The 23,195-nt window shown below is 72.0% G+C and carries 14 protein-coding genes and 1 riboswitch; of the genes, 6 read left to right on the forward strand and 8 right to left on the reverse strand.

The window, feature by feature from the left end; translation table 11 throughout:
• Window positions 1-66: 66 nt before the first annotated feature.
• Window positions 67-1,923, reverse strand: coding sequence for a DUF885 domain-containing protein (locus BM252_RS27350; protein ID WP_093390830.1), 1,857 nt, complete (start codon window positions 1,921-1,923; stop codon window positions 67-69).
• Between the two features lie 275 nt (window positions 1,924-2,198).
• Between BM252_RS27350 and BM252_RS27355 the strand changes: the two genes are divergently transcribed.
• A complete protein-coding gene (locus BM252_RS27355) occupies window positions 2,199-2,876 on the forward strand; it encodes a PEP-CTERM sorting domain-containing protein (RefSeq protein WP_245774481.1) in 678 nt (225 codons plus the stop codon).
• Between the two features lie 86 nt (window positions 2,877-2,962).
• Here the strand turns inward: BM252_RS27355 and BM252_RS27360 are convergent, their stop codons facing one another.
• Window positions 2,963-3,448: an Lrp/AsnC family transcriptional regulator gene (locus tag BM252_RS27360; RefSeq protein ID WP_093390832.1), complete on the reverse strand. Its 486-nt coding sequence runs from the start codon at window positions 3,446-3,448 to the stop codon at window positions 2,963-2,965.
• 127 nt (window positions 3,449-3,575) lie between these two features.
• On the opposite strand from BM252_RS27360, the gene BM252_RS27365 reads away from it, so the two are divergent.
• Window positions 3,576-5,711, forward strand: coding sequence for an aminotransferase class V-fold PLP-dependent enzyme (locus tag BM252_RS27365; RefSeq protein ID WP_217429974.1), 2,136 nt, complete (start codon window positions 3,576-3,578; stop codon window positions 5,709-5,711).
• Window positions 5,712-5,965: 254 nt separating this feature from the next.
• A complete protein-coding gene (locus BM252_RS27370) occupies window positions 5,966-14,749 on the forward strand; it encodes a glycoside hydrolase family 94 protein (RefSeq protein WP_425442379.1) in 8,784 nt (2,927 codons plus the stop codon).
• Window positions 14,750-14,890: 141 nt separating this feature from the next.
• Here BM252_RS27370 and BM252_RS27375 read toward each other — a convergent pair whose 3' ends face one another.
• The 3 genes from BM252_RS27375 to BM252_RS31265 form a co-directional block, all read right to left on the reverse strand.
• Window positions 14,891-15,331, reverse strand: a complete 441-nt coding sequence (locus BM252_RS27375; protein WP_093390833.1) for a PEP-CTERM sorting domain-containing protein — start codon at window positions 15,329-15,331, stop codon at window positions 14,891-14,893.
• Between the two features lie 133 nt (window positions 15,332-15,464).
• Window positions 15,465-16,040 (reverse strand): TMEM165/GDT1 family protein, encoded by a 576-nt coding sequence (locus tag BM252_RS27380; protein WP_093390834.1) that lies wholly within the window; start codon window positions 16,038-16,040, stop codon window positions 15,465-15,467.
• Window positions 16,041-16,076: 36 nt separating this feature from the next.
• A riboswitch (yybP-ykoY riboswitch) is annotated at window positions 16,077-16,230 on the reverse strand.
• Complete coding sequence (locus tag BM252_RS31265) at window positions 16,210-16,347, reverse strand: hypothetical protein (protein WP_174900702.1); 138 nt, start codon at window positions 16,345-16,347, stop codon at window positions 16,210-16,212. It overlaps the preceding riboswitch by 21 nt.
• Here BM252_RS31265 and BM252_RS27385 point away from each other — a divergent pair.
• The 3 genes from BM252_RS27385 to BM252_RS27395 all read left to right on the forward strand — a co-directional run bounded on the left by BM252_RS27385 (window position 16,346) and on the right by BM252_RS27395 (window position 19,139).
• A complete protein-coding gene (locus BM252_RS27385; protein ID WP_093390835.1) occupies window positions 16,346-18,196 on the forward strand; it encodes a M1 family metallopeptidase in 1,851 nt (616 codons plus the stop codon). The genes BM252_RS31265 and BM252_RS27385 overlap by 2 nt on opposite strands.
• A 220-nt stretch (window positions 18,197-18,416) precedes the next feature.
• Window positions 18,417-18,764: a hypothetical protein gene (locus BM252_RS27390; RefSeq protein ID WP_139236776.1), complete on the forward strand. Its 348-nt coding sequence runs from the start codon at window positions 18,417-18,419 to the stop codon at window positions 18,762-18,764.
• Between the two features lie 12 nt (window positions 18,765-18,776).
• Entirely contained in the window at window positions 18,777-19,139 is a 363-nt protein-coding gene (locus BM252_RS27395; RefSeq protein WP_139236777.1) for a hypothetical protein, read from the forward strand.
• On the opposite strand, the gene BM252_RS27400 is transcribed toward BM252_RS27395, so the two are convergent.
• The 3 genes from BM252_RS27400 to aqpZ all read right to left on the reverse strand — a co-directional run bounded on the left by BM252_RS27400 (window position 19,136) and on the right by aqpZ (window position 22,800).
• Entirely contained in the window at window positions 19,136-20,857 is a 1,722-nt protein-coding gene (locus tag BM252_RS27400) for a GGDEF domain-containing protein (protein ID WP_093390838.1), read from the reverse strand. The two genes, BM252_RS27395 and BM252_RS27400, sit on opposite strands and share 4 nt — an antisense overlap.
• A 265-nt stretch (window positions 20,858-21,122) precedes the next feature.
• Window positions 21,123-21,977, reverse strand: a complete 855-nt coding sequence (locus tag BM252_RS27405) for a substrate-binding periplasmic protein (protein ID WP_139236778.1) — start codon at window positions 21,975-21,977, stop codon at window positions 21,123-21,125.
• A 136-nt stretch (window positions 21,978-22,113) separates the two neighbouring features.
• Window positions 22,114-22,800: an aquaporin Z gene (gene aqpZ / locus BM252_RS27410; RefSeq protein ID WP_093390840.1), complete on the reverse strand. Its 687-nt coding sequence runs from the start codon at window positions 22,798-22,800 to the stop codon at window positions 22,114-22,116.
• Window positions 22,801-23,195: the final 395 nt, after the last annotated feature.

Raw genomic sequence — 23,195 nt, forward strand, 5'->3', positions numbered from 1 at the left:
AGCCCCCGGCCGCGCTGACGGCCGGGCTCTCCGCCAGCGATGTTGTTGCGCGATGCGCGGGGATGCCTAGCGTTGCGCGGCGATCCAGCGGTCGACCTTGGCTTCCAGCAGACTCAGGGGAAGCGTGCCGTCGCTCAACACCACCTCGTGGAACTTCGGCAGGCTGAACTTGTCGCCCAGCGCCTGCTGGGCGCGCTGGCGCAGTTGGACGATCTTCAGGGAACCGATTTTGTAGCCCAGCGCCTGGCCGGGCCAGGCCATGTAGCGCTCGGTCTCGCTCTTGGCCACGGCGTCGTAGCCCAGGGTGTCGTGCATGTAGGCGATGCTTTGCTCGCGCGTCCAGCCCTTGGCGTGCATGCCGGTGTCGACCACCAGGCGGGTGGCGCGCAGCAGCTCGTCGTTCAGGTGGCCGAAGTATTGCTCCGGATCGTTGAACAGGCCCATCTCCTTGCCCAGCGTTTCGGCGTACAGCGCCCAGCCCTCGGTGTAGGCGTTGTTGCCGCCGTACTTGCGGAAGTCGGGCAGGTTCAGCTCCTGCATCAGGGCGATGTGGAAGTGGTGGCCGGGCTTGCCCTCGTGCAGGAACAGGGTGGTCATGCCGGTGTTGCCGTACTTGGCGGGATCGTTGACCACCGACCAGAACACGCCGGGGCGCGAGCCGTCGCCGGCCGGCGCGGTGTAGTGGTCGGAGGCGGTGGCGCGGCTCAGCTCGGGTTCCAGGCGCAGGTCCAGCTTGGCCTTGGGCAGCAGGGTGAACAGCTGGGGCAGCTTGGTGTCGAGGATCTGGTCGAGCTGGTGGTAGACGGCCTGCACTTCCTGTTCGGTCTTGAAGGGGAAGAACTTGGCCTGCTGCGAGACCCAGACCGGCAGGCCGGCGGCCGGGCCGGTGTAGCCCAGTTGCGGGCCGAGCAGGGCGAACTGCTGCTGGATGCGCGCCACTTCCTGCAGTCCTGTGGCGTGGATCTGTTCCGGCGTCAGCGTGGTGGTGGTGGCGTTGGCGACGCGGGCGCGGTACCAGGATTGGCCGTTGGGCAGGTCGCCCAGGCCGGTGCCGGCGCGGCAGGCCGGCAGGTAGTCTTGCTCGAGGAAGCCGGCCAGGCGGGCCAGCGCCGGCATCAGCCGCTCGGCCACCATGGCGCGGTAGGCGGCGCCAAGGCGCTGCTGCTCGGCGGCGGAGAAGGCGGCGGGGAACTTGTTGACCGGGGTGTAGAAGATGTTGCCCTCGGGCGTGGCGCTGAGCAGCTTCTGGAACTGCGGCAGGGCCGACTGCATGATCGCCTTCGGCACGGTGACGCCCTGGCGCATGCCCTGGCGCATGTTGGCGATGGCCTGGTCTATCCATGCGGGCAACTGGCCGAGGCGGTTCAGATAGGCCTCGTATTCCTTGACCGTGGTCAGCGGCTGCGAGGCCTCGCCGCCGGCGTAGTTGGCCAGCATCATCGGCACGCTGTCCATCTGGTTGATCGGCAGCAGGTGCTCGGGGAACTTCTCCATCGCCAGCAGACCGCGCAGTTCGAAGTCGAGGACGTCGTAGTTGATGCGGGCGCGCTCGTCGAGCTTGGCGCGGGCGATGCCGTGCAGGCGCTTGGCGAACTGGCGGTACAGGGCGAACTGGCGGGCGCGCTGGGCCGGCGCGATGGACAGGCCGAGTTGGTCGTCGAAGCGGTTGTCGCCGTTTTCGGTGGCGCCGATCGGTTCAAAGCGGGCCAGCGCCTGGTAGTAGGCGTCGGCCAGGGCCAGCAGTTGGCGGCTGGCCGGGTTGGCCGTCTGGCCGCTCGCGCTCGCGTTGGCGGCGGCGGCGGCGGGCGCTGGTGGCGCGGCGGCGGCGGGGCCGGCGCACAGCGCGGCCAGGCTCAGGCAGGCGGCGGCCAGCGGGCCGAGGCGGACGGATACGAGGGGGCGGCGGGTGGTGCGAGGCGTCATTGCGGATTCCTGAGTAGGTGTCACGGTGTCGAAATAAGGCGGCGACAAGGATACGCGATGCGGCGCGACTGTCGGGGGTAAATTTGTAACGCCGCCACACAATTTCCTTGTGGAAATGCTAAATATCACTTTGCAATCAATTTCCTTTGTTTTAGCGAAAAATTGTCCTACTCTGAAACTTGCCGCAACGATAGATAATGTTCTTGCGGGCATATACGGCGCGGTCGCCCGGCAGGGCGGCGGCGATCCAATACAAAAAATATCTCGGGGGTAGCATGAAGAAATTAGCAGCAGCAAGCTTGGTGGCGGCACTGGTGGTTCCCATGTCGGCGATGGCCGTGCCGACTGTCAATTGGACGCTGTGGAGCGACAGCAGCAGCGGCACGACAATGCAGAACGCGGTGTCGATCAACGTCACGTATACCGGCGACACCATCGGCATGGACACCAACCCGGCCATCTACAACGTGCCCAGCTCGTTTACCAGCGCGGAGGTGCCCAACACCCCGGGCAGCAACGGCACCATCCTGATGCAGGGCGGCAACTCGACCATCAACGGTTTCCATTTCGACACGCCGGTGGTCAACCCCTACATGGCACTGTTCAGCGTCGGCCAGAACGGCTTGCCGGTCAGCTTCAACTTCCAGGACGGTCTGAGCTTCACGCTGCTGAGCCAGGGCGCCGGCAACTGGGGCGGCGGCTTGTTGACGCCGTCCAGCGGCAGCAGCATCGTCGGCTACGAGGGCAACGGCGTGATCAAGTTCACCGGCACCTTCACCGACATCCGCTTCACCACGCCGAACAGCGAATACTATTACGGCGCGACGATAGGCGTGGCCGAGGTGGCGGCGGTGCCGGAGCCGTCCAGCTACGCGATGCTGGCGGCCGGGCTGGGCCTGCTGGGTTGGACCGCGCGGCGGCGCCAGTTGGCGGCGGCGCGCATCGGACACTGAGCGCGGCGGCCGGCGGTGTTGGGGCCGGGCAGCCAGCCTTGCAGGAAGGCGGGGATCAGCGGGGAGGGCGGCTCTGCCGGCGCCGCTCAGCCCGGCAGGCCGTGCGACACCAGCTCCAGCGGCAGCGCCGTGGTGACCTTGATCTGCTCCATCGAGAAGGCCGAGGCGACGCCGGTCAGCTGCGACACCTTGATCAGTTTCTTGTAAAAGCGGTCGTAGCCCTCGATGTCGGTGGTGACCACCTTGAGCAGGTAGTCGACGTCGCCGCTCATGCGGTGGAACTCCTGCACCTCGGGCAGGGCGGTGACGGCGGCGGCGAAGCGGGCCAGCCACTTGTCGTCGTGCTGGCTGGTGCGCACGCTGACGAACACCGTCACCGGCAGGCCGACCTTGCGCCGGTTGACGATCGCCACCCGGCCCTCGATGTAGCCGTCCTCCTCGAGGCGGCGCAGGCGCTTCCAGCAGGGCGTGCTGGACAGCCCGACCTTCTCGCTGAGGTGGGCGATCGACAGGGTGCCGTCGGCCTGCAGCGCGGCGAGGATGGCGTAGTCGTAGCGGTCGAGTGGATTCATTCTATTTTTCCGTCAAATTCAGCATGTTCATGCTAAGTAAGGTGCAATCAGCAGATATTTTAGAACATATTTACCGGCGGGAATGAGTAAGCTGTCCGTTATTCGACCACTTTACGCGCGCCCCTCCATGATCAAGACCGAAATCTACCTCGACGGCAACGCCACCTCCGCCGTGCTGCCCGCCGCCATCGCCGCCGCCGTCGACGCCATGGGCGAACGCTTCGGCAATCCGAGCAGCTCGCACGCCGCCGGCCTGAAGGCCAAGGCGCTGCTGGAGGGCGTGCGCCAGCGCGGCGCGCGCCTGCTCGGCGTGGGCGACGGCAAGCTGCTGTTTACCAGCGGCGCCACCGAGGGCATCCAGACCGCCGTGCTGTCGGCCCTGTGCGCGCTGCGCGCGCGGCGCGCCGCCGGCGAGGCGATCGGCGCGCTGTTGGTGTACGGCGCCACCGAACACAAGGCGGTGCCGGAGGCGCTGGCGCACTGGAACCGCCTGCTCGGCCTCGACCTGGAGCTGCGCGCGCTGGCGGTCGACCAGGACGGCCGCCACGACCTGGCCGCGCTGCGCGCGCTGGCCGGGCGCGCCGCGCTGGTCTGCACCATGGCCGCCAACAACGAGACCGGCGTGATCTCCGACCTGGCCGGCATCGAGGCGGTGCTGCGCGACAGCGCCAGCGCCGCCTACTGGCTGGTCGACTGCGTGCAGGCGCTGGGCAAGCTGACGCTGGAGCTGGCCGGCAGCCGCATCGACTACGCGCCGTTCTCCGGCCACAAGCTGTACGCGCCGAAGGGCATCGGCATGCTGTACGTGCGCGCCGGCGCGCCGTTCACCGCGCTGATGATGGGCGGCGGCCAGGAGGGCGGCATGCGCTCGGGCACCGAGAACATGGTCGGCATCGCCGCGCTGGGCGCGGTGCTCGAGGCGCTCGAGGGCGGCGCCACCTTCCGCAGCCACGCCGAGCTGGCCGGCGTGCGCGCCCGCCTGGCCGACAGCCTGCGCGCCGCGCTGCCCGGGGTGGTGTTCAACAACCCCTTCGCCAAGGCGCTGCCGACCACCTTGAACTTCTCCGTGCCGGGCCTGGCCAGCGGCGAGCTGATGGACGTGTTCGACGCCGCCGGCCTGCGCGTCAGCGCCGGCAGCGCCTGCTCGGCCAAGAAGGCCGCGCCCAGCTACGTGCTGGACGCCATGGGCCTGCCGGCCTGGCGCAGCAGCGGCGCGATCCGCCTGTCGTTCGGCGCGCTGATCGACGACGCCAGCGTGGCCGAGGCCTGCGCCCGCATCGTCCGCTGCGGCGAGGCGCTGCGCGCCAGCTGCCTGCTGCCGTCGGCGCAGGCGCCGCTGCCGCACGACGGCGTGGTGCAGCTGGGCGTGGAGGGCGAGTGCAGCTGGCTGGTGCTGGACGCGGCCAGCCGCAGCTGCGTGGTGATCGACGCGCTGGCCGAGCACGGCGAGCGCATCGAGCAGTTCGTCCGCTGTCAGCAGTACCGCGTGCGCGCCGTCCTGGCCAGCGCGGCCGGGGCGGCCAAGCCGGCCAACCCGGCCAGGCCGGACGGCCGCGCCGTGCTGGCCGCCGCGCTGGCCGATCATATGGACGGCGGCGCCGTCGACGCCTTCGGCTGGCCGGCCGGCGCCGCCGCGCTGACGCTGGCCGACGGCAGCGCCGCCGAGGGCCTGGCGCTGGGCGCGCGCACGCTGGCCTGCGCGCGCCACGCCGACGGCGGCCGCAGCTACCTGCTCGGCGGCGACGCCACCGCCACCGCCACCGCGCTGCCGGCCGACGCCGTGCGCTTCGCCTTCTGCGGCCACGCCGCCCAGCCCGGCCTGGCGGCGTTGCTGGCCGCCGACACGCTGCTGTGTCCGTCGCGCGACGCGCACAACCAGTTCTGCAGCAGCCCGCGCGCGCTGCGCGCCACGCCGCTGGCCGCGCCGGCCGACACCACCGCGCTGCAGATCGACGCGGCGGCGCTGGCCCAGTTCCTGCGCCGCCACCCCGAGGCGCTGCTGGTCGACGTGCGCGAACCCTACGAGTACGCCGCCGCCGCGCCGACCTGCCCGAACGGCCGCGCCGCGCTGAGCGTGCCGCTGAGCCGGCTCGCCGCCCAGCTCGACGAGTGGCTGCGCGGCGAACCTCGGCCGCTGGTGTTCTTCTGCCGCAGCGGCAACCGCAGCGTCAAGGCGGCGCAGTGCCTGCGCCGGCTCGGCTACGCCCAGGCCTGGAACCTGAGCGGCGGCCTGGCGCTGGTGCCGCTGGCCTGGGCCGCCTAAGGCCGGCGGTTCGGCGGCGCCCATAGAGGGTCAGACCCTAGGGTCTGACCCTGGTTCCGCGCCCGTTGGCGCCGCCGCCGCCCCCCCGTAGCGCCGCGCTTGCCGCGCGCTGTGTACGTCTGCGCACGGTGGTCAGCCGTGCGCCCCGCTACCATGCCTTGGAACATACTTTCCATCGCGTGGTTCGCGCGCCTGCCTGCCGGCCGGTGCCCGGGCGGCGCCGTCCCCGTCCGGGGGCCGACAGCGAGGTCACTTTGAAACCACTCACCGCATTGCACGCCTGGTGCACCCCAGGCTTCCGCGAGGCGCGCTCCGGCGCCGTCCGCCCCGACGATGACGACGAGCTGCCGCTGCGCGCCGAGCTGTTCAGCGCGGCGCAGATGGCGGCCCACGGCAAGACCCTGGCCGGCCAGCACACGCTGCGCCGGCCCAGCTTCGCCGGCCGCCGCGACCGCCTGCTGGCGCGGCTGGCCGAGAACGCCGAGCTGATCGGCGCCACCTGCGTCGAGCTGACCGCCGCCGTGACGGCCGGGCGCCAGGTGACGCCGGCCTCCGAGTGGCTGCTCGACAACTACTACCTGATCGAGGAGCAGATCCGCACCGCGCGCCGCCACCTGCCCAAGGGCTACAGCCGGCAGCTGCCGCGCTTGGCCGGCGCCGGTGTCGAGGGCTGCCCGCGCGCCTACAAGCTGGCGCTGGAGATCATCTCGCACGGCGACGGCCGGGTCGACCCGGAGAGCCTGCGCCGCTTCGTCGACGCCTACCAGGAGGGCGCCGCCCTCGAGCTGGGCGAGCTGTGGGCCATCCCCATCATGCTGCGCCTGGCGCTGATCGAGAACCTGCGCCGCGTCGCCGCGCGGGTCGCCGACAACCGCCGCGAGCGCGACCTGGCGGCCGACTGGGCCGAGCGGATGGGCGAGGTGGCCGAGCACAACGCCAGCGGCCTGATCCTGCTGGTGGCCGACATGGCGCGCTCCGAGCCGCCCGTCACCAGCGCCTTCGTCGCCGAGCTGGCGCGCCGCCTGCAGGGGCAGAGCCAGGCGCTGACGCTGGCGCTGTCCTGGCTGGGCCACCGCCTGGCCGAGGGCGGCCTGACCATCGAGCAGCAGATCCAGAGCGAGATCCAGCAGCAGGCCGCCGAACAGGTCTCGATCAGCAACAGCATCGGCAGCCTGCGCGTGCTCGGCAGCATGGACTGGCAGGAGTTCGTCGAGTCGATGAGCGTGGTCGAGCGCGAGCTGCGCCAGGACCCGGCCGAGGTGTACCCGCGGATGGACTTCGCCACCCGCGACCAGTACCGCCACGTCGTCGAGCGGCTGGCGCGGCGCTGCCGGCACAGCGAGGCCGAGGTGGCCGCCGTGGCGCTGCAGCTGGCGCGGCTGCAGGCCGGCGGCGTCGACGCGCGCCACCGCCACGTCGGCCACTACCTGGTCGGCGCCGGCCAGCGCCTGCTGGCGCGCCAGCTGTGCGTGCGCCTGGCGCCGTGGCCGGCGCTGCAGGCGCGCGCCCGCGCCGCGCCGCTGGCCAGCTACCTGGGCGCGGCCGGCCTGCTGGCGCTGGCCGTGGCGGCGCCGCTGCTGGCGCGCGCCGCCGCCGACGGCGCCCGCGGCCCGGCGCTGGCCGCGCTGGCGCTGCTGGCGCTGCCGGCCAGCGCCCAGCTGGCGCTGGCGCTGGTCAACTGGGGCGCCACCCTGCTGACCCGGCCGCACCCGCTGCCGCGCATGGACCTGCGCGGCGGCGTGCCGGCCGGCGCCCGCAGCCTGGTGGTGGTGCCGACGCTGATCTACAGCGCCGACAACGTCGCCGCGCTGGGCGAGCAGATGGAGGTGCGCTACCTGGCCAACCGCGACCCGCAACTGCTGTTCTGCCTGCTCACCGACTACGCCGACGCCGCCGCCGAGAGCCAGCCCGGCGACGCCGCGCTGCTGGCCCAGGCCTGCCAGTGCGTGCGCGCGCTCAACGCCCGCTACGCCGGCGCCGACGCGCCCGGCCCCTTCCTGCTGCTGCACCGGCCGCGCCGCTGGAACGCGCGCGAGGGTGTCTGGATGGGCCACGAGCGCAAGCGCGGCAAGCTGCTCGAGCTGAACGCCTTCCTGCGCGGCCACGGCGGCGAACGCTTCGCCGCCGTCGAGGGCGAGGCGGCCGTGCTGGCCGCGCTGGACACGGTCAAGTACGTCATCACGCTCGACACCGACACCCAGCTGCCGCGCGACGCCGCGCGCCAGTTCATCGCCGCCATGGAGCACCCGCTCAACGCCGCCCGCGTCGACCCCCGGCTGGGCCGGGTGGTCGAGGGCTACGGCATCCTGCAGCCGCGCGTCGCCGCCAGCCTGCCCGGCGAGCGCGCCTCGCGCTACGAGAAGCTGTGCGGCGGCGAGCCCGGCATCGACCCCTACACGCGCACCGTCTCCGACGTCTACCAGGACGTGTTCTACGAGGGCTCCTTCATCGGCAAGGGCATCTACGCGGTCGACGTGTTCGAGCAGGTGCTGGCGGCGCGCCTGCCCGACAACCGCATCCTCAGCCACGACCTGATCGAGGGCTGCTACCTGCGCGCCGGCCTGCTCAGCGACGCCCAGTTGTACGAGGCCTACCCGGCCCGCTACAGCGAGGACGTGGCGCGGCGCCAGCGCTGGATCCGCGGCGACTGGCAACTGCTGGCCTGGCTGCTGCCGCGCGTGCCGGCCGGCGTCGACGGCGCCGGCCGCGAGGCCAACCCGCTGTCGGCGCTGTCGCGCTGGAAGCTGTTCGACAACCTGCGCCGCAGCCTGGTGGCGCCGACCCTGCTGGCGCTGCTGCTGCTGGGCTGGGCGCTGCCCGGCCAGGCCTGGTTGTGGAGCGGCGCCGTGCTGGCCGTGCTGTTCGGCCCCGGCCTGGTGGGCGCCCTGGTCGACCTCGACCGCAAGCCGGCCGAGACGCTGTGGCGCCAGCACCTGGCCGGCTCGCTGCGGCGCAGCGGCCTGCAACTGGCGCACGCCCTGCTACAGCTGGTGTTCCTGCCCTACGAGGCGGCCTTCAGCCTGGACGCGGCGGCGCGCAGCGCCTGGCGCCTGCTGGTCAGCCGGCGCCACCTGCTCGAGTGGCGCGCCTCGGCGCTGGCGCGCGCCGCGGACGGCCTGGCCGCCAACTGGCGCGCCATGTGGTGCGCGCCGCTGCTGGCGGCCGGCGCCGGCGCCGCGCTGGCGCTGTGGCGGCCGGACGCGCTGGCGGCCGCCGCCGTGTTCCTGCTGGCCTGGCTCGGCTCGCCGCTGGCGGCCTGGTGGATCAGCCGCCCGGCCGCCGTCGCGCCGGACCAGCTGTCGGCCGAGCAGCACCGCTTCCTGCGCCTGCTGGCGCGGCGCACCTGGGCCTTCTTCGAGGACCACGTCGGCCCGGCCGACCACTGGCTGCCGCCCGACAACGTGCAGGAGCAGCCGCTGGCCGTGGTGGCGCACCGCACCTCGCCGACCAACATCGGCCTGGCCCTGCTGGCCAACCTGAGCGCCTACGACTTCGGCTTCGTCGGCGTCGGCGCGCTGCTCGAGCGCAGCGAGCGCACCCTGGCCAGCATGGCCCTGCTCGAGCGCCACCAGGGCCACCTGTACAACTGGTACGACACGCTGAGCCTGCAGCCGCTGCTGCCGGTCTACATCTCCACCGTCGACAGCGGCAACCTGGCCGGCCACCTGCTGGTGCTGCGCGCCGGCCTGCTCGACCTGCTCGAGCGGCCGCTGCTCGGCGCCCAGCTGTTCGACGGCCTGGCCGTCACCGCCGCCGTGCTCGACGAGGCGCTGGCCGCCGCCGCCGAGCCGGGCGCCGGCGCGGGCCCGTGCCCGGGCCCGGGCCTGTCCGTGCCGCCGCCGCTGGCCGCCGCCGCCGCGCTGCGCCGCCACCTGGCCGCGCCGCCGCCCGCGCCGCTGCCGGCGCTGCACGTCTGGCTGGCGGCTGGCGCCGCGCTGGCCGAGGCGCTGTCGGCCCAGGTCGAGGTGCTGGGCGAGGCCACGACGCGCGACTGGGCCGCCGCGCTGGCGCGCCAGTGCCGCGCCGCCGAGCAGGAGCTGGCCGAGCTGGCGCCCTGGTCGAGCCTGCCGGCCGAGGCGGTGTTCGACGCCGCCCTGCTGCGCATGCCGACCCTGCGCGCGCTGGCCGAGCTGCAACCGGCCGCCGCCAGCGCCTCCGACCTGGCGCCCGACGAGCGCGCCCGCCAGCAGCAGCTGGCCGAGCTGGTGGCGCTGGGCGGCGCCCGCGCCGCCAGCCGCATCGAGCGCATCGCCGCGCTGGCCGCGCTGGCCCGCGCCCAGGCGCAGATGGACTACTCCTTCCTGTACAACCCGGCCACCAAGCTGCTGGCGATCGGCTACAGCGTCAGCGAGCGCCGCCTCGACGCCAGCTGCTACGACCTGCTGGCCTCCGAGGTGCGCCTGGCCAGCTTCGTCGCCATCGCCCAGGGCCAGCTGCCGCAGCAGCACTGGTTCGCGCTGGGGCGCCAGCTGTGCATGGTCGGCGGCCGCCCGCTGCTGCTGTCGTGGAGCGGCTCGATGTTCGAATACCTGATGCCGCTGCTGGTCATGCCGAGCTACCCGAACACCCTGCTGACGCAGACCTACCACGCCGTGCTCGACGCGCAGATCGACTACGGCCGCCAGCGCGGCGTGCCGTGGGGCGTCTCCGAGTCCGGCTACAACACCGTCGACGCCAGCCTGAACTACCAGTACCGCGCCTTCGGCGTGCCCGGCCTGGGCCTCAAGCGCGGCCTGGCCGACGACCTGGTGGTGGCGCCCTACGCCTGCATGATGGGGCTGATGGTGCGGCCCGAGGCGGCCTGCCAGAACCTGCAGCGCATGGCCGCGCTGGGCTTCCTCGGCCGCTACGGCTTCTACGAGGCGGTCGACTACACCGGCAGCCGCCTGCCGCGCGGCCAGAGCGCCGCCGTGGTGCGCTCCTTCATGGTGCACCACCAGGGCATGGGCCTGCTGGCCATCGGCTACCTGCTGCACGAGCGGCCGATGCAGCGCCGCTTCGAGGCCGACGCCGAGCTGCGCGCCACCCTGCTGCTGCTGCAGGAGCGCATCCCGCAGGCCGGCGCCTTCCACCCGCAGCAGCAGGCCGAGGGCGAGCCGCGCCCGGCCGCCGCCGAGCAGGTCATGCCGCTGCGCGTGCTGACCCAGCCCAACACCGCGCTGCCCGAGACCCAGCTGCTGTCGAACGGCCGCTACCACGTCATGGTCAGCCACGCCGGCGGCGGCTCGAGCCGCTGGCGCGACCTGGCCGTGACCCGCTGGCGCGAGGACGGCACGCGCGACAACTGGGGCAGCTTCTGCTACCTGCGCGACGTCGACAGCGGCGCCGTCTGGTCGACCACCTACCAGCCGACCCTGGCCGCGCCGCGCAAGTACGAGGTGATCTTCTCCGAGGGCCGCGCCGAGTTCCGCCGCGGCGACCACGAGCTCGACCTGCACACCGAGATCGTCGTCTCGCCGGAGGACGACATCGAGCTGCGCCGCACCCGCGTCACCAACAAGTCGGCGCGCCGCCGCGTCGTCGAGCTGACCAGCTACGCCGAGGTGGTGATGGCGGCGCCGGCCGCCGACGCCGCCCACCCGGCCTTCGGCAAGCTGTTCGTGCAGACCGAGATCCTGCACCACGAGGGCGCCATCCTGTGCGCGCGCCGGCCGCGCGGCAAGGACGAGGCGACGCCGACCCTGCTGCACCTGATGACGGTGCACGACGCCGCCGTCGTCGAGCTGTCCTTCGAGACCGACCGCGCCCGCTTCATCGGCCGCGGCCGCAGCGCCATCGCGCCGCTGGCCATGGCCCAGGCCGGGCCGCTGGGCGGCGGCGCCGGCCCGGTGCTCGACCCGGTGGTGGCGATCCGCTACCAGATCACGCTCGAGCCGGACCAGAGCGCCACCGTCGACATCGTCAGCGGCATGACCGACACGCGCGAGGCGGCGCTGCACCTGATCGACAAGTACCAGGACCGCCACCTGGCCGACCGCGTCTTCGAGCTGGCCTGGACCCACAGCCAGGTGGTGCTGCGCCAGCTCAACGCCAGCGAGGCCGACGCCCAGCTCTACGCCCGCCTGGCCAGCACCGTCATCTACCCCAACGCGCTGCTGCGCGCCGAGCCGGCCGTGCTGCAGAGGAACCAGCGCGGCCAGTCCGGCCTGTGGGCCTACGCCATCTCCGGCGACCTGCCGATCGTGCTGCTGCAGATCCGCGACCCGGCCAACATCGAGCTGGCGCGCCAGCTGGTGCAGGCGCACGCCTACTGGCGCCTGAAGGGCCTGGTGGTCGACCTGGTCATCTGGTACGAGGACCAGGCCGGCTACCGCCAACTGCTGCACGAGCAGATCATGGGCCTGATCGCCTCCGGCAACGACGCCCAGGCGATCGACCGGCCGGGCGGCATCTTCGTGCGCCAGGCCGAGCAGATCGCCAACGAGGACCGCGTGCTGCTGCAGTCGGTGGCGCGGGTCGTCATCAGCGACAGCCGCGGCACGCTGGCCGAGCAGATCAAGCGGCCGGCGGCGCCGGCGCCGCGCCTGCCGCCGCCGCTCGGCGAGGGCCGCGCCGGCTTCGCCGCGCCGGCCGCCGCCGCGCCGTTCGGCACCGCCGACGGCGCCGGGGCCGGCCCGGCGCCGCTGCTCGACAACGGCATCGGCGGCTTCTCCGCCGACGGCGGCGAGTACCTGATCCGCCACGGCGCCGGCCGGCGCACCCCGGCGCCGTGGAGCAACGTGCTGGCCAACGCCCAGTTCGGCTGCGTGGTGTCGGAGAGCGGCCAGGCCTACACCTGGCACGAGAACGCCCACGAGTTCCGCCTGACGCCCTGGCACAACGACCCGGTGGGCGACGCCAGCGGCGAGGCCTTCTACCTGCGCGACGAGCACAGCGGCCAGGTCTGGTCGCCCACCGCGCTGCCGGCCGGCGGCGCCGGCGAATACCTGACCCGGCACGGCTTCGGCTACAGCGTGTTCGAGCACAGCGAGGGCGCCATCGCCAGCGAGCTGACCACCTTCGTCGCGCTCGACGCGGCGCTCAAGTACAGCGTGCTGCGCCTGCGCAACGACGGCAGCGAGCCGCGCCGCCTGTCCGTCACCGGCTACGTCGAGTGGGTGCTGGGCGACATGCGCAGCAAGTCCGGCATGCACATCGTCACCGAGCGCGAGCCGGCCAGCGGCGCGCTGTTCGCCCGCAACCCCTACAACACCGAGTTCAGCGGCCGGGTCGCCTTCTTCCACGCCGACGCCGGCCTGGCCGCCGGCGCCAGCTTCAGCGCCGACCGCGCCGAGTTCATCGGCCGCAACGGCAGCCTGGCCGAGCCGGCCGCGCTGCGCCGCACCCGCCTGTCGGGCCGGCTCGGCGCCGGCCTCGACGCCTGCGCCGCGCTGCAGCTGCCCTGCGAGCTGGCGCCCGGCGAGCAGCGCGAGTTCGTCTTCCTGCTCGGCGTCGGCGGCCGCCGCAACGCCGACGCCGGCAGCCTGGTGCGCCAGCACGGCAACGCCGGCGCCGCCGCCGCCGCGCTGGCCGCCGTGCGCGCCCACTGGGCCGCCACCCTGGGCGCGGTGCGGATCGCCACGCCCGACCCGGCGCTCGACGTGCTGGCCAACGGCTGGCTGCTGTACCAGACCATCGCCTGCCGGCTGTGGGCGCGCAGCGGCTACTACCAGTCGGGCGGCGCGTTCGGCTTCCGCGACCAGCTGCAGGACGCCATGGCGGCGCTGCACAGCGCGCCGCAGCTGCTGCGCGAGCACCTGCTGCTGTGCGCCGGCCACCAGTTCATCGAGGGCGACGCGCAGCACTGGTGGCACCCGCCGTCCGACCGCGGCGTGCGCACCCACTGCTCCGACGACTACCTGTGGCTGCCGCTGGCGGCCTGCCGCTACGCCGCCGTCACCGGCGACCTGGCGGTGCTCGACGAGACCGCGCCCTACCTGGAGGGGCGCGCCGTCAAGCCCGAGGAGGACTCCTACTACGACCTGCCGAGCCGCTCCTCGCGCAGCGAGAGCCTGTACCAGCACTGCGTGCGGGCGATCCGCCACGGCCTGCGCTTCGGCGCCCACGGCCTGCCGCTGATCGGCTCCTGCGACTGGAACGACGGCATGGACAAGGTCGGCGAACACGGCAAGGGCGAGAGCGTCTGGCTGGCCTTCTTCCTGGTCGAGGTGCTGCAGCGCTTCGCCGAACTGGCCGAGCGGCGCCAGGACGGCGTCTTCGCCGCCGAGTGCCGGGTCGAGGCCAAGCGCCTGGCCGGCAGCGTCGAGGCCAACGCCTGGGACGGCCAGTGGTACCGCCGCGCCTACTTCGACGACGGCACCCCGCTCGGCTCGCACGCCAACGCCGAGTGCCAGATCGACTCGATCTCGCAGAGCTGGGCGGTGCTGTCGGGCGCCGCCGCGCCGGAGCGGGCGCGCCAGGCGATGGAGCAGGTCGACGCCCGCCTGGTGCGGCGCGAGCACGGCCTGATCCAGCTGCTCGACCCGCCGTTCGACCGCGCCGAGCCCAACCCCGGCTACATCCGCGGCTACGTGCCGGGGGTGCGCGAGAACGGCGGCCAGTACACCCACGCCGCCATCTGGACGGTGATGGCCTTCGCCCGCCTGGGCGACGGCGAGCGCGCCTGGCAGCTGCTGCGCATGCTCAACCCGCTGCGCCACGCCGCCGACGCCGAGGGCTGCGCCCGCTACAAGGTCGAGCCCTACGTGGTGACGGCCGACATCTACGCCGTGCCGCCCCACGTCGGCCGGGGCGGCTGGAGCTGGTACACCGGCTCGGCCGGCTGGATGTACCGCCTGATCGTCGAGGAGATGCTGGGCCTGACGCGGGCCGGCGAGCGGCTGCGCCTGGCGCCGCACCTGCCGGCCGACTGGGACGGCTTCGCCATCAGCTACCGCCACGGCGGCGCCGTCTACCGGATCGAGGTGCGCCGCGCCGCGGCCGGCGCGGCCGGCCTGAGCCTGGACGGCGTGGCCCAGCCGGACGCCAGCTTCGCCCTAGTCGACGACGGCGCCAGCCATGTGGTGGACTTGCAGGTGGCGGCCGCCCCACGCGGCTGAACGCGGCGGGCGTAAAAAAACCGGCGCCGCGTGGGCGGCGCCGGTCCGGCGGAAGAGGCGGGGAAAACGGCGGACGGAAACGGCGGACGGAAACGGCGGATGGAAACGGAGGACGGGAACGGCAAGGCGCGAACGCGCTTCCTACTTGTCGACGCGGATCATGCCCCAGGGCGAGGCGACGTCGCGGCGGCGGCCCGCCAGCAGCAGGATGGCGATGCCGACCAGAAACATTGTGTATATCTCCGGCTCGGGGATCGGTTCGGGCGGCGCCGCCGGATGTTGCGTCCGTGGTTGCGCGCGGGCTTGGCCGTCCAGGCCGGCACGGCTGCCGCCCCGCTGCGCCGGCGCCAGTCGGCCCGGCGGCAGATCGTCCGCCGCTTCGTCCAGACCGGCCCGCATCCCCGCGAAATCGCGCAGATCGGCCTGTTCCAGGCCGTCGAGCAGGGTGGCCGCCGCCAAGTCGTCGAGCTGGAAGGCGGGCACGGCCGGGGCCGGCGCGGCGACGGCCAGCGGGGTGGCGCCGGCCAGGCCGCCCAGCCCCAGCGTCAACGCCATGATCGCCAGTTTGATCTGGACACGCATTTACAAACCTCTTTCAAAGATTTCATACTTAACAAAGATGATATCTTATCAATTTTTCGAGATCTGTGTGCGAACGCACATAAGCGGGCAGAAAAATACGCAAATTGGCAAGCTGTGGCGTGCCGGAAACGTCCTAGAAACCCCAGCCGGCGCCGGCGCCCAGCAGCGTGGCCAGGCCGAGCAGGGCGAACACGGCCGCCGCGATGCCGTGCACCAGCTTCAGCGACACCCGGCCGGCGATGCGCTCGCCCAGGTAGACCGCCGGCACGTTGGCCAGCATCATGCCGACCGTGGTGCCGGCCACCACCGCCGCCAGGCTGTGGTAGCGCGCCGCCAGCGCCACCGTGGCGATCTGCGTCTTGTCGCCCATCTCGGCCATGAAGAAGGCGATCAGGGTGGTCAGGAACACGCCGTAGCCGGCCAGCTTGGTGTCCTCGTCGTCGAGTTTGTCGGGCACCAGGGTCCAGGCGGCCATCGCCAGGAAGCCGGCGCCCAGCACCCAGCGCAGCAGGTCCGGCCCCATCAGGCCGGTGACCCAGCCGCCGACGGCGGCGGCGAAGGCGTGGTTGGCGATGGTGGCGACGAGGATCGCCAGCACGATGGGAAGGGGACGGCGGAATTTGGCGGCCAGCACGAAGGCCAGCAACTGGGTTTTGTCGCCGATTTCGGCGAGCGCGACGATGCCGCTAGAGACGAGGAAAGCTTCCATGGGGATGAGGGTGGTACGCGGGCCGGACGGTTTACCAATGATCCAGGGGCGACTCCGGCCCATGCGGCCGCCCCTTGATCAATGGTCTCGTCAAGTGGATCACCATCTGCACCACGGCCTGCGGGCCGATTATGTTGATGCAGATTCCGCCGGACGGGCCGACGGACGACTACTCCCCAATGTTCAGCGGCGATGATACCGCAACGGCGCCGCCCGGTCCAGCGCGGCGCCCTGTGCTATTCTGCTCGGCGCTGCTGCCCTTGCCGGCAATCTTTTTCAATTGCTCATTTTTTGCGAAGACCACCATGCCCACTCCACATTCCCTGCGCCTGGCGCTGTGCCTGCTGCTCGGCCTCGCCGCCCAGGCCCAGGCCGACCCGCTCAGCTACGCCCGCTACGACCAGGTGCGCACCAGCGACCTGCACCTCGACCTGAAGGCCGACTTCGCCAGCAAGACGCTGAGCGGCTACGCCGAGCTGAGCCTGAACTGGCTCGACAAGTCGGCGCGCAGCCTGGTGCTCGACACGCGCGACCTGAGCATCGCCCGCGTCCAGGTGCTGGGCGCCAACGGCAAATGGGCGCCGGCCTCCTACATGCTCGACAAGCTGGAGGCCGACAAGGGCCGCGCCCTGCGCATCGCCGTCGCCGCCCAGCCGCGGAAGGTGCGCATCTACTACCACACGGCGCCCGCCGCCGCCGCGCTGCAGTGGATGACGCCGCAGCAGACCATGTCGGGCAAGCGGCCCTTCATGTTCAGCCAGTCCGAGACCATCAACGCGCGCTCCTGGGCGCCGCTGCAGGACACCCCGGCGGTGCGCTTCACCTACAGCGCCCGCATCGACGCGCCGGCCGGCCTGCGCGTGGTGATGAGCGCCGAGAACGACCAGAACGCCAGCGGCGCCGGCGGCTGGAAGTTCCGCATGGCCCAGCCGATCCCGGCCTACCTGCTGGCCATCGCCATCGGCGAACTCGAGCTGCGCAAGCTCGGCCCGCGCTCGGCCGTCTACGCCGAGCCGGCCCGCATCGAAGCGGCCGCCTGGGAGCTGGCCGACACCGAGAAGATGATCGCCGCCGCCGAGAGCCTGTACGGCCCCTACCGCTGGGAGCGCTACGACATGATCGTGCTGCCGCCGTCCTTCCCCATCGGCGGCATGGAGAACCCGCGCCTGACCTTCCTGACACCGACCATGATCGCCGGCGACCGCAGCCTGGTCGACCTGATCGCCCACGAGCTGGCCCACTCCTGGTCCGGCAACCTGGTCACCAACGCCTCGTGGAAGCACTGGTGGCTCAACGAGGGCTTCACCACCTACGTGACGACGCGCATCGTCGAGAGCCTGTACGGCGCCGACGTCGCCGAGATCGGCCTGCAGCTCGAGCAGGAGGAGCTGTTCGCCTCGCTGCCGGAGATCCCGCCGGCGCGCCAGGCGCTGCTCAGCCGCGACCCCGACGAGCGCCCGGCCGCCACCTACACCGACGAGGGCCTGGCCTATCCGAAAGGCGCCTGGTTCCTGCGCACGCTCGAGCAGCGCGCCGGCCGCGCCGTGTTCGACCCCTTCCTGCGCGGCTGGTTCGACCAGCACGCCTTCCAGTCGGCCACCACCGAGCAGTTCGTCGCCTACCTGCGCAAGAACCTGCTCGACGGCCATCCCGAGCTGATGGGCGAGGCCGAGCTCGACGAGTGGCTGCACGGCGTCGGCGTGCCGGCCAGCGCCAAGCGCGCCGTCTCGCCGCGGCTGGCCGCCGTCGACGCCCAGCGCGACGCCTGGCTCAAGGGTGCGCTGGCCACCAAGGACATCGACAGCAAGGCCTGGATCGCCACCGAGTGGATGCACTTCCTCAACGACATCAGCGGCAAGGCCACGGCGGCCCAGTTGGCCGAGCTCGACCAGCAGTTCGGCCTAGGCAAGAGCGGCAACAACGAGATCGCCTACCGCTTCTACCTGGCCTCGGTGAAGGCCGGCTACAACGTGCGCGAGCCGCTCGGCAGCTTCCTGATGAGCGTGGGCCGGCAGAAGTTCGTCGTGCCGCTGTACACCGCGCTGCTCAAGACGGCGGACGACAAGGCCTGGGCCAAGGCGCTGTACGCCAAGGCGCGCGAACGCTACCACCCGGTGACCCAGGGCGCGGTCGACAAGCAGTTCGCCAAGAAGTAGGGCGCCCGGCGGCGCTCGGCGCTCGGCGCCGTGCCGCCCGCCGCGCGGCAGTCAAGGCCAGTCCCGTCGGACTGGCCTTTTTTGCATCCGCGCGTACCGCCTCGCGCTACCCCAAGTGGCGTCCGATGGTGCTGCGCACAAATGACTGGAGTCTTGCCCGGGAAATTGCAACACTTTGTTTCCGGCGCGACGTGCGCCCCAAGCAAACCAGGAGGCAGGCATGATGGCGAGACAGGCGATGTGGCAACGCATGATGTTGCTCGGCACCTTGTGCTGCCTGGCCGGCTCGGCCCCGGCCGCGCTGCCGCCGCCGCCGCCGGCCCCCGCCGGGCCCGCCGCCGAGGCCGGCGGCCCGCCCAAGGGCATGGCCCTGTTCGAGCGTTACGCCCCCAGCATGCCCGACATTTCGCTGCGCTTCCGCCTGCTCGGCTTCCCCGCCGACGCGCTGCGCAAGCCCTTGCGCTTGAGCCAGGCCGGCGCGCCGGCCGCGCCGCCGCCGGCCTTTGCCTACCTGGACGACGGCCCGGCGCCGACGGCGTCCGCCGCCACGGCACCGCGCGCGCCCTGAACGGAGTCGACCATGATGAATATCCTGAGCAGATTGAGCTGGGCCATGCTGCTGTTGCTGGGCGGTTGCGCCGTGCTCGGCAACGGCGCCGTCAGCCGCATGAGCCGTGGCGAGATGGACCACGCCATCAAGGTCGGCCACAGCACCAAGGCCGACATCGTCGCCGCCTTCGGCGACTCGCACGTGTTCAAGTTCGACAGCGGCTACGAGATCTGGGTCTACCAGGACCGGCAGAGCGTGCCCGGCTTCTTGCGCTACCTGCCCATCATCGGCACGGCCGCGCTGTTCGTGCCGGACCGCAGCCGCGAGCTGGTGCTGCTGTTCGGCAGCGACGGCGTGCTGCGCAAGTACCGCCTGCACCAATTCCGCAGTTAACCCTCGACCCGGTTGCGGCCGAGGTGCTTGGCGCGGTACAGCGCCAGGTCGGCGGCGTGGAACAGGCCGTCGAGGGCGGCCCGCTCGCCGCTGGCGGCGGCCACGCCGAAGCTGGCGGTGATGCGCAGGATGTGGCCGTCGACCAGCGGCAGCGGCTCGGCCTCGATGGCGCGGCGCAGCCGCTCGGCCACCACGCGCGCCGCGTTCAGGTCGCAGTAGGCCGGCATGACGACGAACTCCTCGCCGCCGTAGCGCGCCAGGATCTCGCCGTCGCGCAGCTCGTGGCGCACCAGCGCGGCGACGCGGATCAGCACCTGGTCGCCGGCGTCGTGGCCGTGGCAGTCGTTGACCGACTTGAAGTGGTCGATGTCGAACAGGATCACCGCCAGCGACAGGTCGTTCTCCTGCGCGCCGCGCATGCGCTGCTGGCCGGCGGCGGTGAAGGCGCGCCGGTTCAGGATGCCGGTCAGGTAGTCGGTGTCGGCGCTGCGGCGCAGCTCCTCCATCAGCTGCTGGCGCTCCTGCTCCAGGCGCCGCTTGTCGAGCGCGCCGGCGCGCAGCGCCACCAGGGCGCGCAGCAGGTCGCCCACCTCGTCGCGCCGGCGCGTGCCGCGCACCTCGCTGGCCAGGTCGCCGTTGCTCAGGTTGACCAGCGCGCGCGTCGCCCACAGCAGCGGCCGGATCACCCGGCGCCGCACGATCAGGGCCAGCACCGCCAGCACCAGCAGGGTCAGCGCGCCGGTGGCGCAGGCCAGCAGCAACTGGCGCCGGGCCGTGTGGTAGGCCTGCTGGGCCTGTTCCAGCGAGGCCTCCAGCAGCACGTCGCGCACGCGCAGGATGGGCGCCATGGTCGGCACGTAGCGCTCGGCGAACTGGCCGGTGTCCATGAGGTAGGGCCGGCCGGCGCGGCTGGCCTCGACCATGCCGGCCACCAGCGCCAGGCCGTCGCCGAAGTAGCGCTGCTCCATCGCCCGCAGCGCCGCCAGCAGGCGCGGGTCGGTGGCGACATTGTTGGTGGGCAGCTTGATCAGCTCGCGCAGCTGTTCGATGCGGCCCTCGATGAACTGGATGCGCCGCTGCGCCGCCTCGTCGAGCGGCCGGCGTGCCACCAGCGCCGCCGTCAGCTGCGAGCCGAGGCGGCCGGCGTACTCGCGCAGCTCGACGGCGAAGCGGGCGTTCTGCAAGATCACCGAGAACTGCGGATAGCGCTGCTGCGAGCTGCGCGAGAACTCGTTGACGGTCTCCATGATGATCGGCACCAGGGCGAACATCTGCTCGACGGTGGCGGTCAGCTCGGCCGGGGCGCGCTGCTCCTGCGGCAGGGCGGCCAGGCGGTCGACCGTCTGGCGCGCCGCCGCCAGCGCCTGCCGCACCCGCTGCAGCGCGGCCAGCGCGGCGGCCGACGGCGCCGGGCCGGCGCCGACGGCGTCCTGCAGCTCGGCCAGGGCGCGGTCGCTGGCGCCGCGCGCGGCGGCCAGGCGTTGCAGGCGCAGCGCCTGGTGCGGCAGGGCGTCGCCCAGCATGCCGTTGACCGGGCCGCGCTCGAAGGACAGCTTCTCGGCCGCCAGCATGCTCTTTTGCACCAGTTGTAGGATGCGCAGGCCGTCGGCGGCGGCGCCGTAGTTGTTCCACTCCGTCAGCACGATGCGGCCCAGCATGGCGCTGCTGAGCAACGCCAACACGGCGATGGAGACGGCGAACAGGCGGGTCAGTTTCATGGCGGGAAATTCTCTTGCAGTTTGCTTGGCGTGTGGCGGGAAAACGTTTGCCCTCGCAAATCGTATTTTTCTAAATGGCAATATGCCACAAGACGGCCGCCGTGTCGCCCGGCATCTGCCGGCGGTGGCCGGCGGCGCCACGTTTGCGGCCGCGCCGGGTGGTTGCGGTAAAGGATTGGTCTGCTCGACTGCGCTTGCGGTCTTGGATTGGCATTCTTGTTGCTGCATGAAACGCAACACGCCGCGGCGCCGCCGGCGCGCCGCCTCAGGGCAGCGGCCGCAGCTCGAACACGCGGCGCTTGCCGGCGCGGATCTCGTCCAGGCTGCGGCGGAAGGCCGGCACGCCGTTGAACAGGCGGGCGAAGCTGCCGTCCTGTTGCGCCAGGCGCAGGCCGCGCTCGATGCGCGCCGCCAGCGCCGGATTGTCGCGGCTGACGAAGAAGTGGAAGGGCACGCGGTAGTGCAGGAAGATGTCCGGTTCGACCACCAGGTCGCGCCCGGCGTGCACGCGCTGCTCGAACCAGGCCTCGTAGACGCCGCGCGGCAGGTAGTCGAAGCGGCCGCCCTGCAGCATGGGGAACAGGAACTCGTAGGAGATCGCCGTCACCACCGGCAGGCCGTTGGCGCGCAGGATCTCGGTCGAGGGCCAGTTGACGCCGGCGCCGGCGCGCAGCGCGGCCAGTTGCTCGAGGGTGCGCACGGCGGCGAAGCGGGACGCGTCTTGGCGGCGGATCAGCAGCACGCGGTAGTCGTTCAGCTCGCCCAACAGCGACACCGGCACGGCCAGCAGCTCGCGCTCGCGCTGGGCGTTGCTGCCGTCCCAGATGACGTTGATGACGCCGTTGTTCTTCAGCTCCAGCGCCTGGCGCGGGCTGGTCAGCTCGCGCGGGAAGACGCTGATCTCGAACGGGCCGTCGCTGGCGCGGGTCTTTTCCAGCGCCAGGCGCAGCAGCGCGGGGAAGTAGGCGGCGTGCTCGCGCGCGCTCGGATGCAGCGGCGGCAGCACGATGCGCAGCGGCGCCGCCGCTGGCGCGGCCGTTGCCGGCGGCGCCCACGCCAGCAAGGCCGCGAGCAGCGGCGGCAGCGACAGCAGCGAACGGAACATGGACGGAGCGGGCATGCGCGGTGTGGGTGTGGACGAACAAGCCACCATGGTAACTGATCACCGGCCCACGCCGCGCGCGGGCGAAAAAAAGGCCGGGCGGCGCAGCTGCGCCCCCGGCCCGTTGACGCGGCGGCCCTCAGGCCGGCCCGGCTCAGTCCTTCTTGCCGATGGCGCGGTAGATCAGCGCGCCGAGCAGGGCGCCGGCGATCGGCGCCACCCAGAACAACCACAGCTGGCTGGTGGCCCAGCCGCCCACGTACAGCGCCACGCCGGTGCTGCGCGCCGGGTTGACCGAGGTGTTGGTGACCGGGATGCTGATCAGGTGGATCAGGGTCAGGCACAGGCCGATCGGCAGCGGCGCGAAGCCGGCCGGGGCGCGGCCGTCGGTGGCGCCAAGGATGACGACCAGGAACATCGCCGTCATCACCACCTCGGTGACCAGCGCGGCGGTCAGCGAGTAGCCGCCCGGCGAGTGCTCGCCGTAGCCGTTCGAGGCGAAGCCGCCGGCCAGGTCGAAGCCGGCCTTGCCGCTGGCGATCAGGTACAGCACGCCGCCGGCGGCGATGCCGCCGAGCACCTGGGCGACGATGTAGGGCAGCAGCTTGCTGGCGGGGAAGCGGCCGCCGGCCCACAGGCCGATCGACACGGCCGGGTTCAGGTGGCAGCCGGAGATGTGGCCGATGGCGTAGGCCATGGTCAGCACGGTCAGGCCGAAGGCCAGCGAGACGCCCAGCAGGCCGATGCCGACGCCGGGGAAGGCGGCCGCCAGCACGGCGCTACCGCAGCCGCCCAGCACCAGCCAGAAGGTACCAAAAAATTCAGCTCCGTATTGTTTCATTGGGCTTGTTCCTATAGAAATGTTGTTGTTGAGAGTGCATTGTCTAAATTATTACTTTGCGACGGTGGCAATGTACATGCGGCGGCCGAAAAAGTCCACCGGCAAAGGCGACAAGGCGCCGGGTTGCGTCCCCGCAACAGCGCCGGCCCCGCGCCGCCACGGGCGTGGCGCGGGGCGGCGCGGCGCCGTATGTGTCGATTGGAAATTATTTCTCTTTGGCAGTTATTTAAAGCGCCAGCGCCAGCAACTCCAGCTACAATTGGTTTGCCAGTGAGGGCGCGGCCGGGTGTTTCAACGCTTCCCTTTCGCGCCGCATTGGCACAGAATGTGGGAACATGTTTCGCAACGGCATGCCCGCGGTCGGCGTGTCCCGAATGGTTTTTTCGGCGGTGGGG

It is taken from the genome of Rugamonas rubra (genome assembly GCF_900114705.1).
Taxonomy (GTDB): domain Bacteria; phylum Pseudomonadota; class Gammaproteobacteria; order Burkholderiales; family Burkholderiaceae_D; genus Rugamonas; species Rugamonas rubra.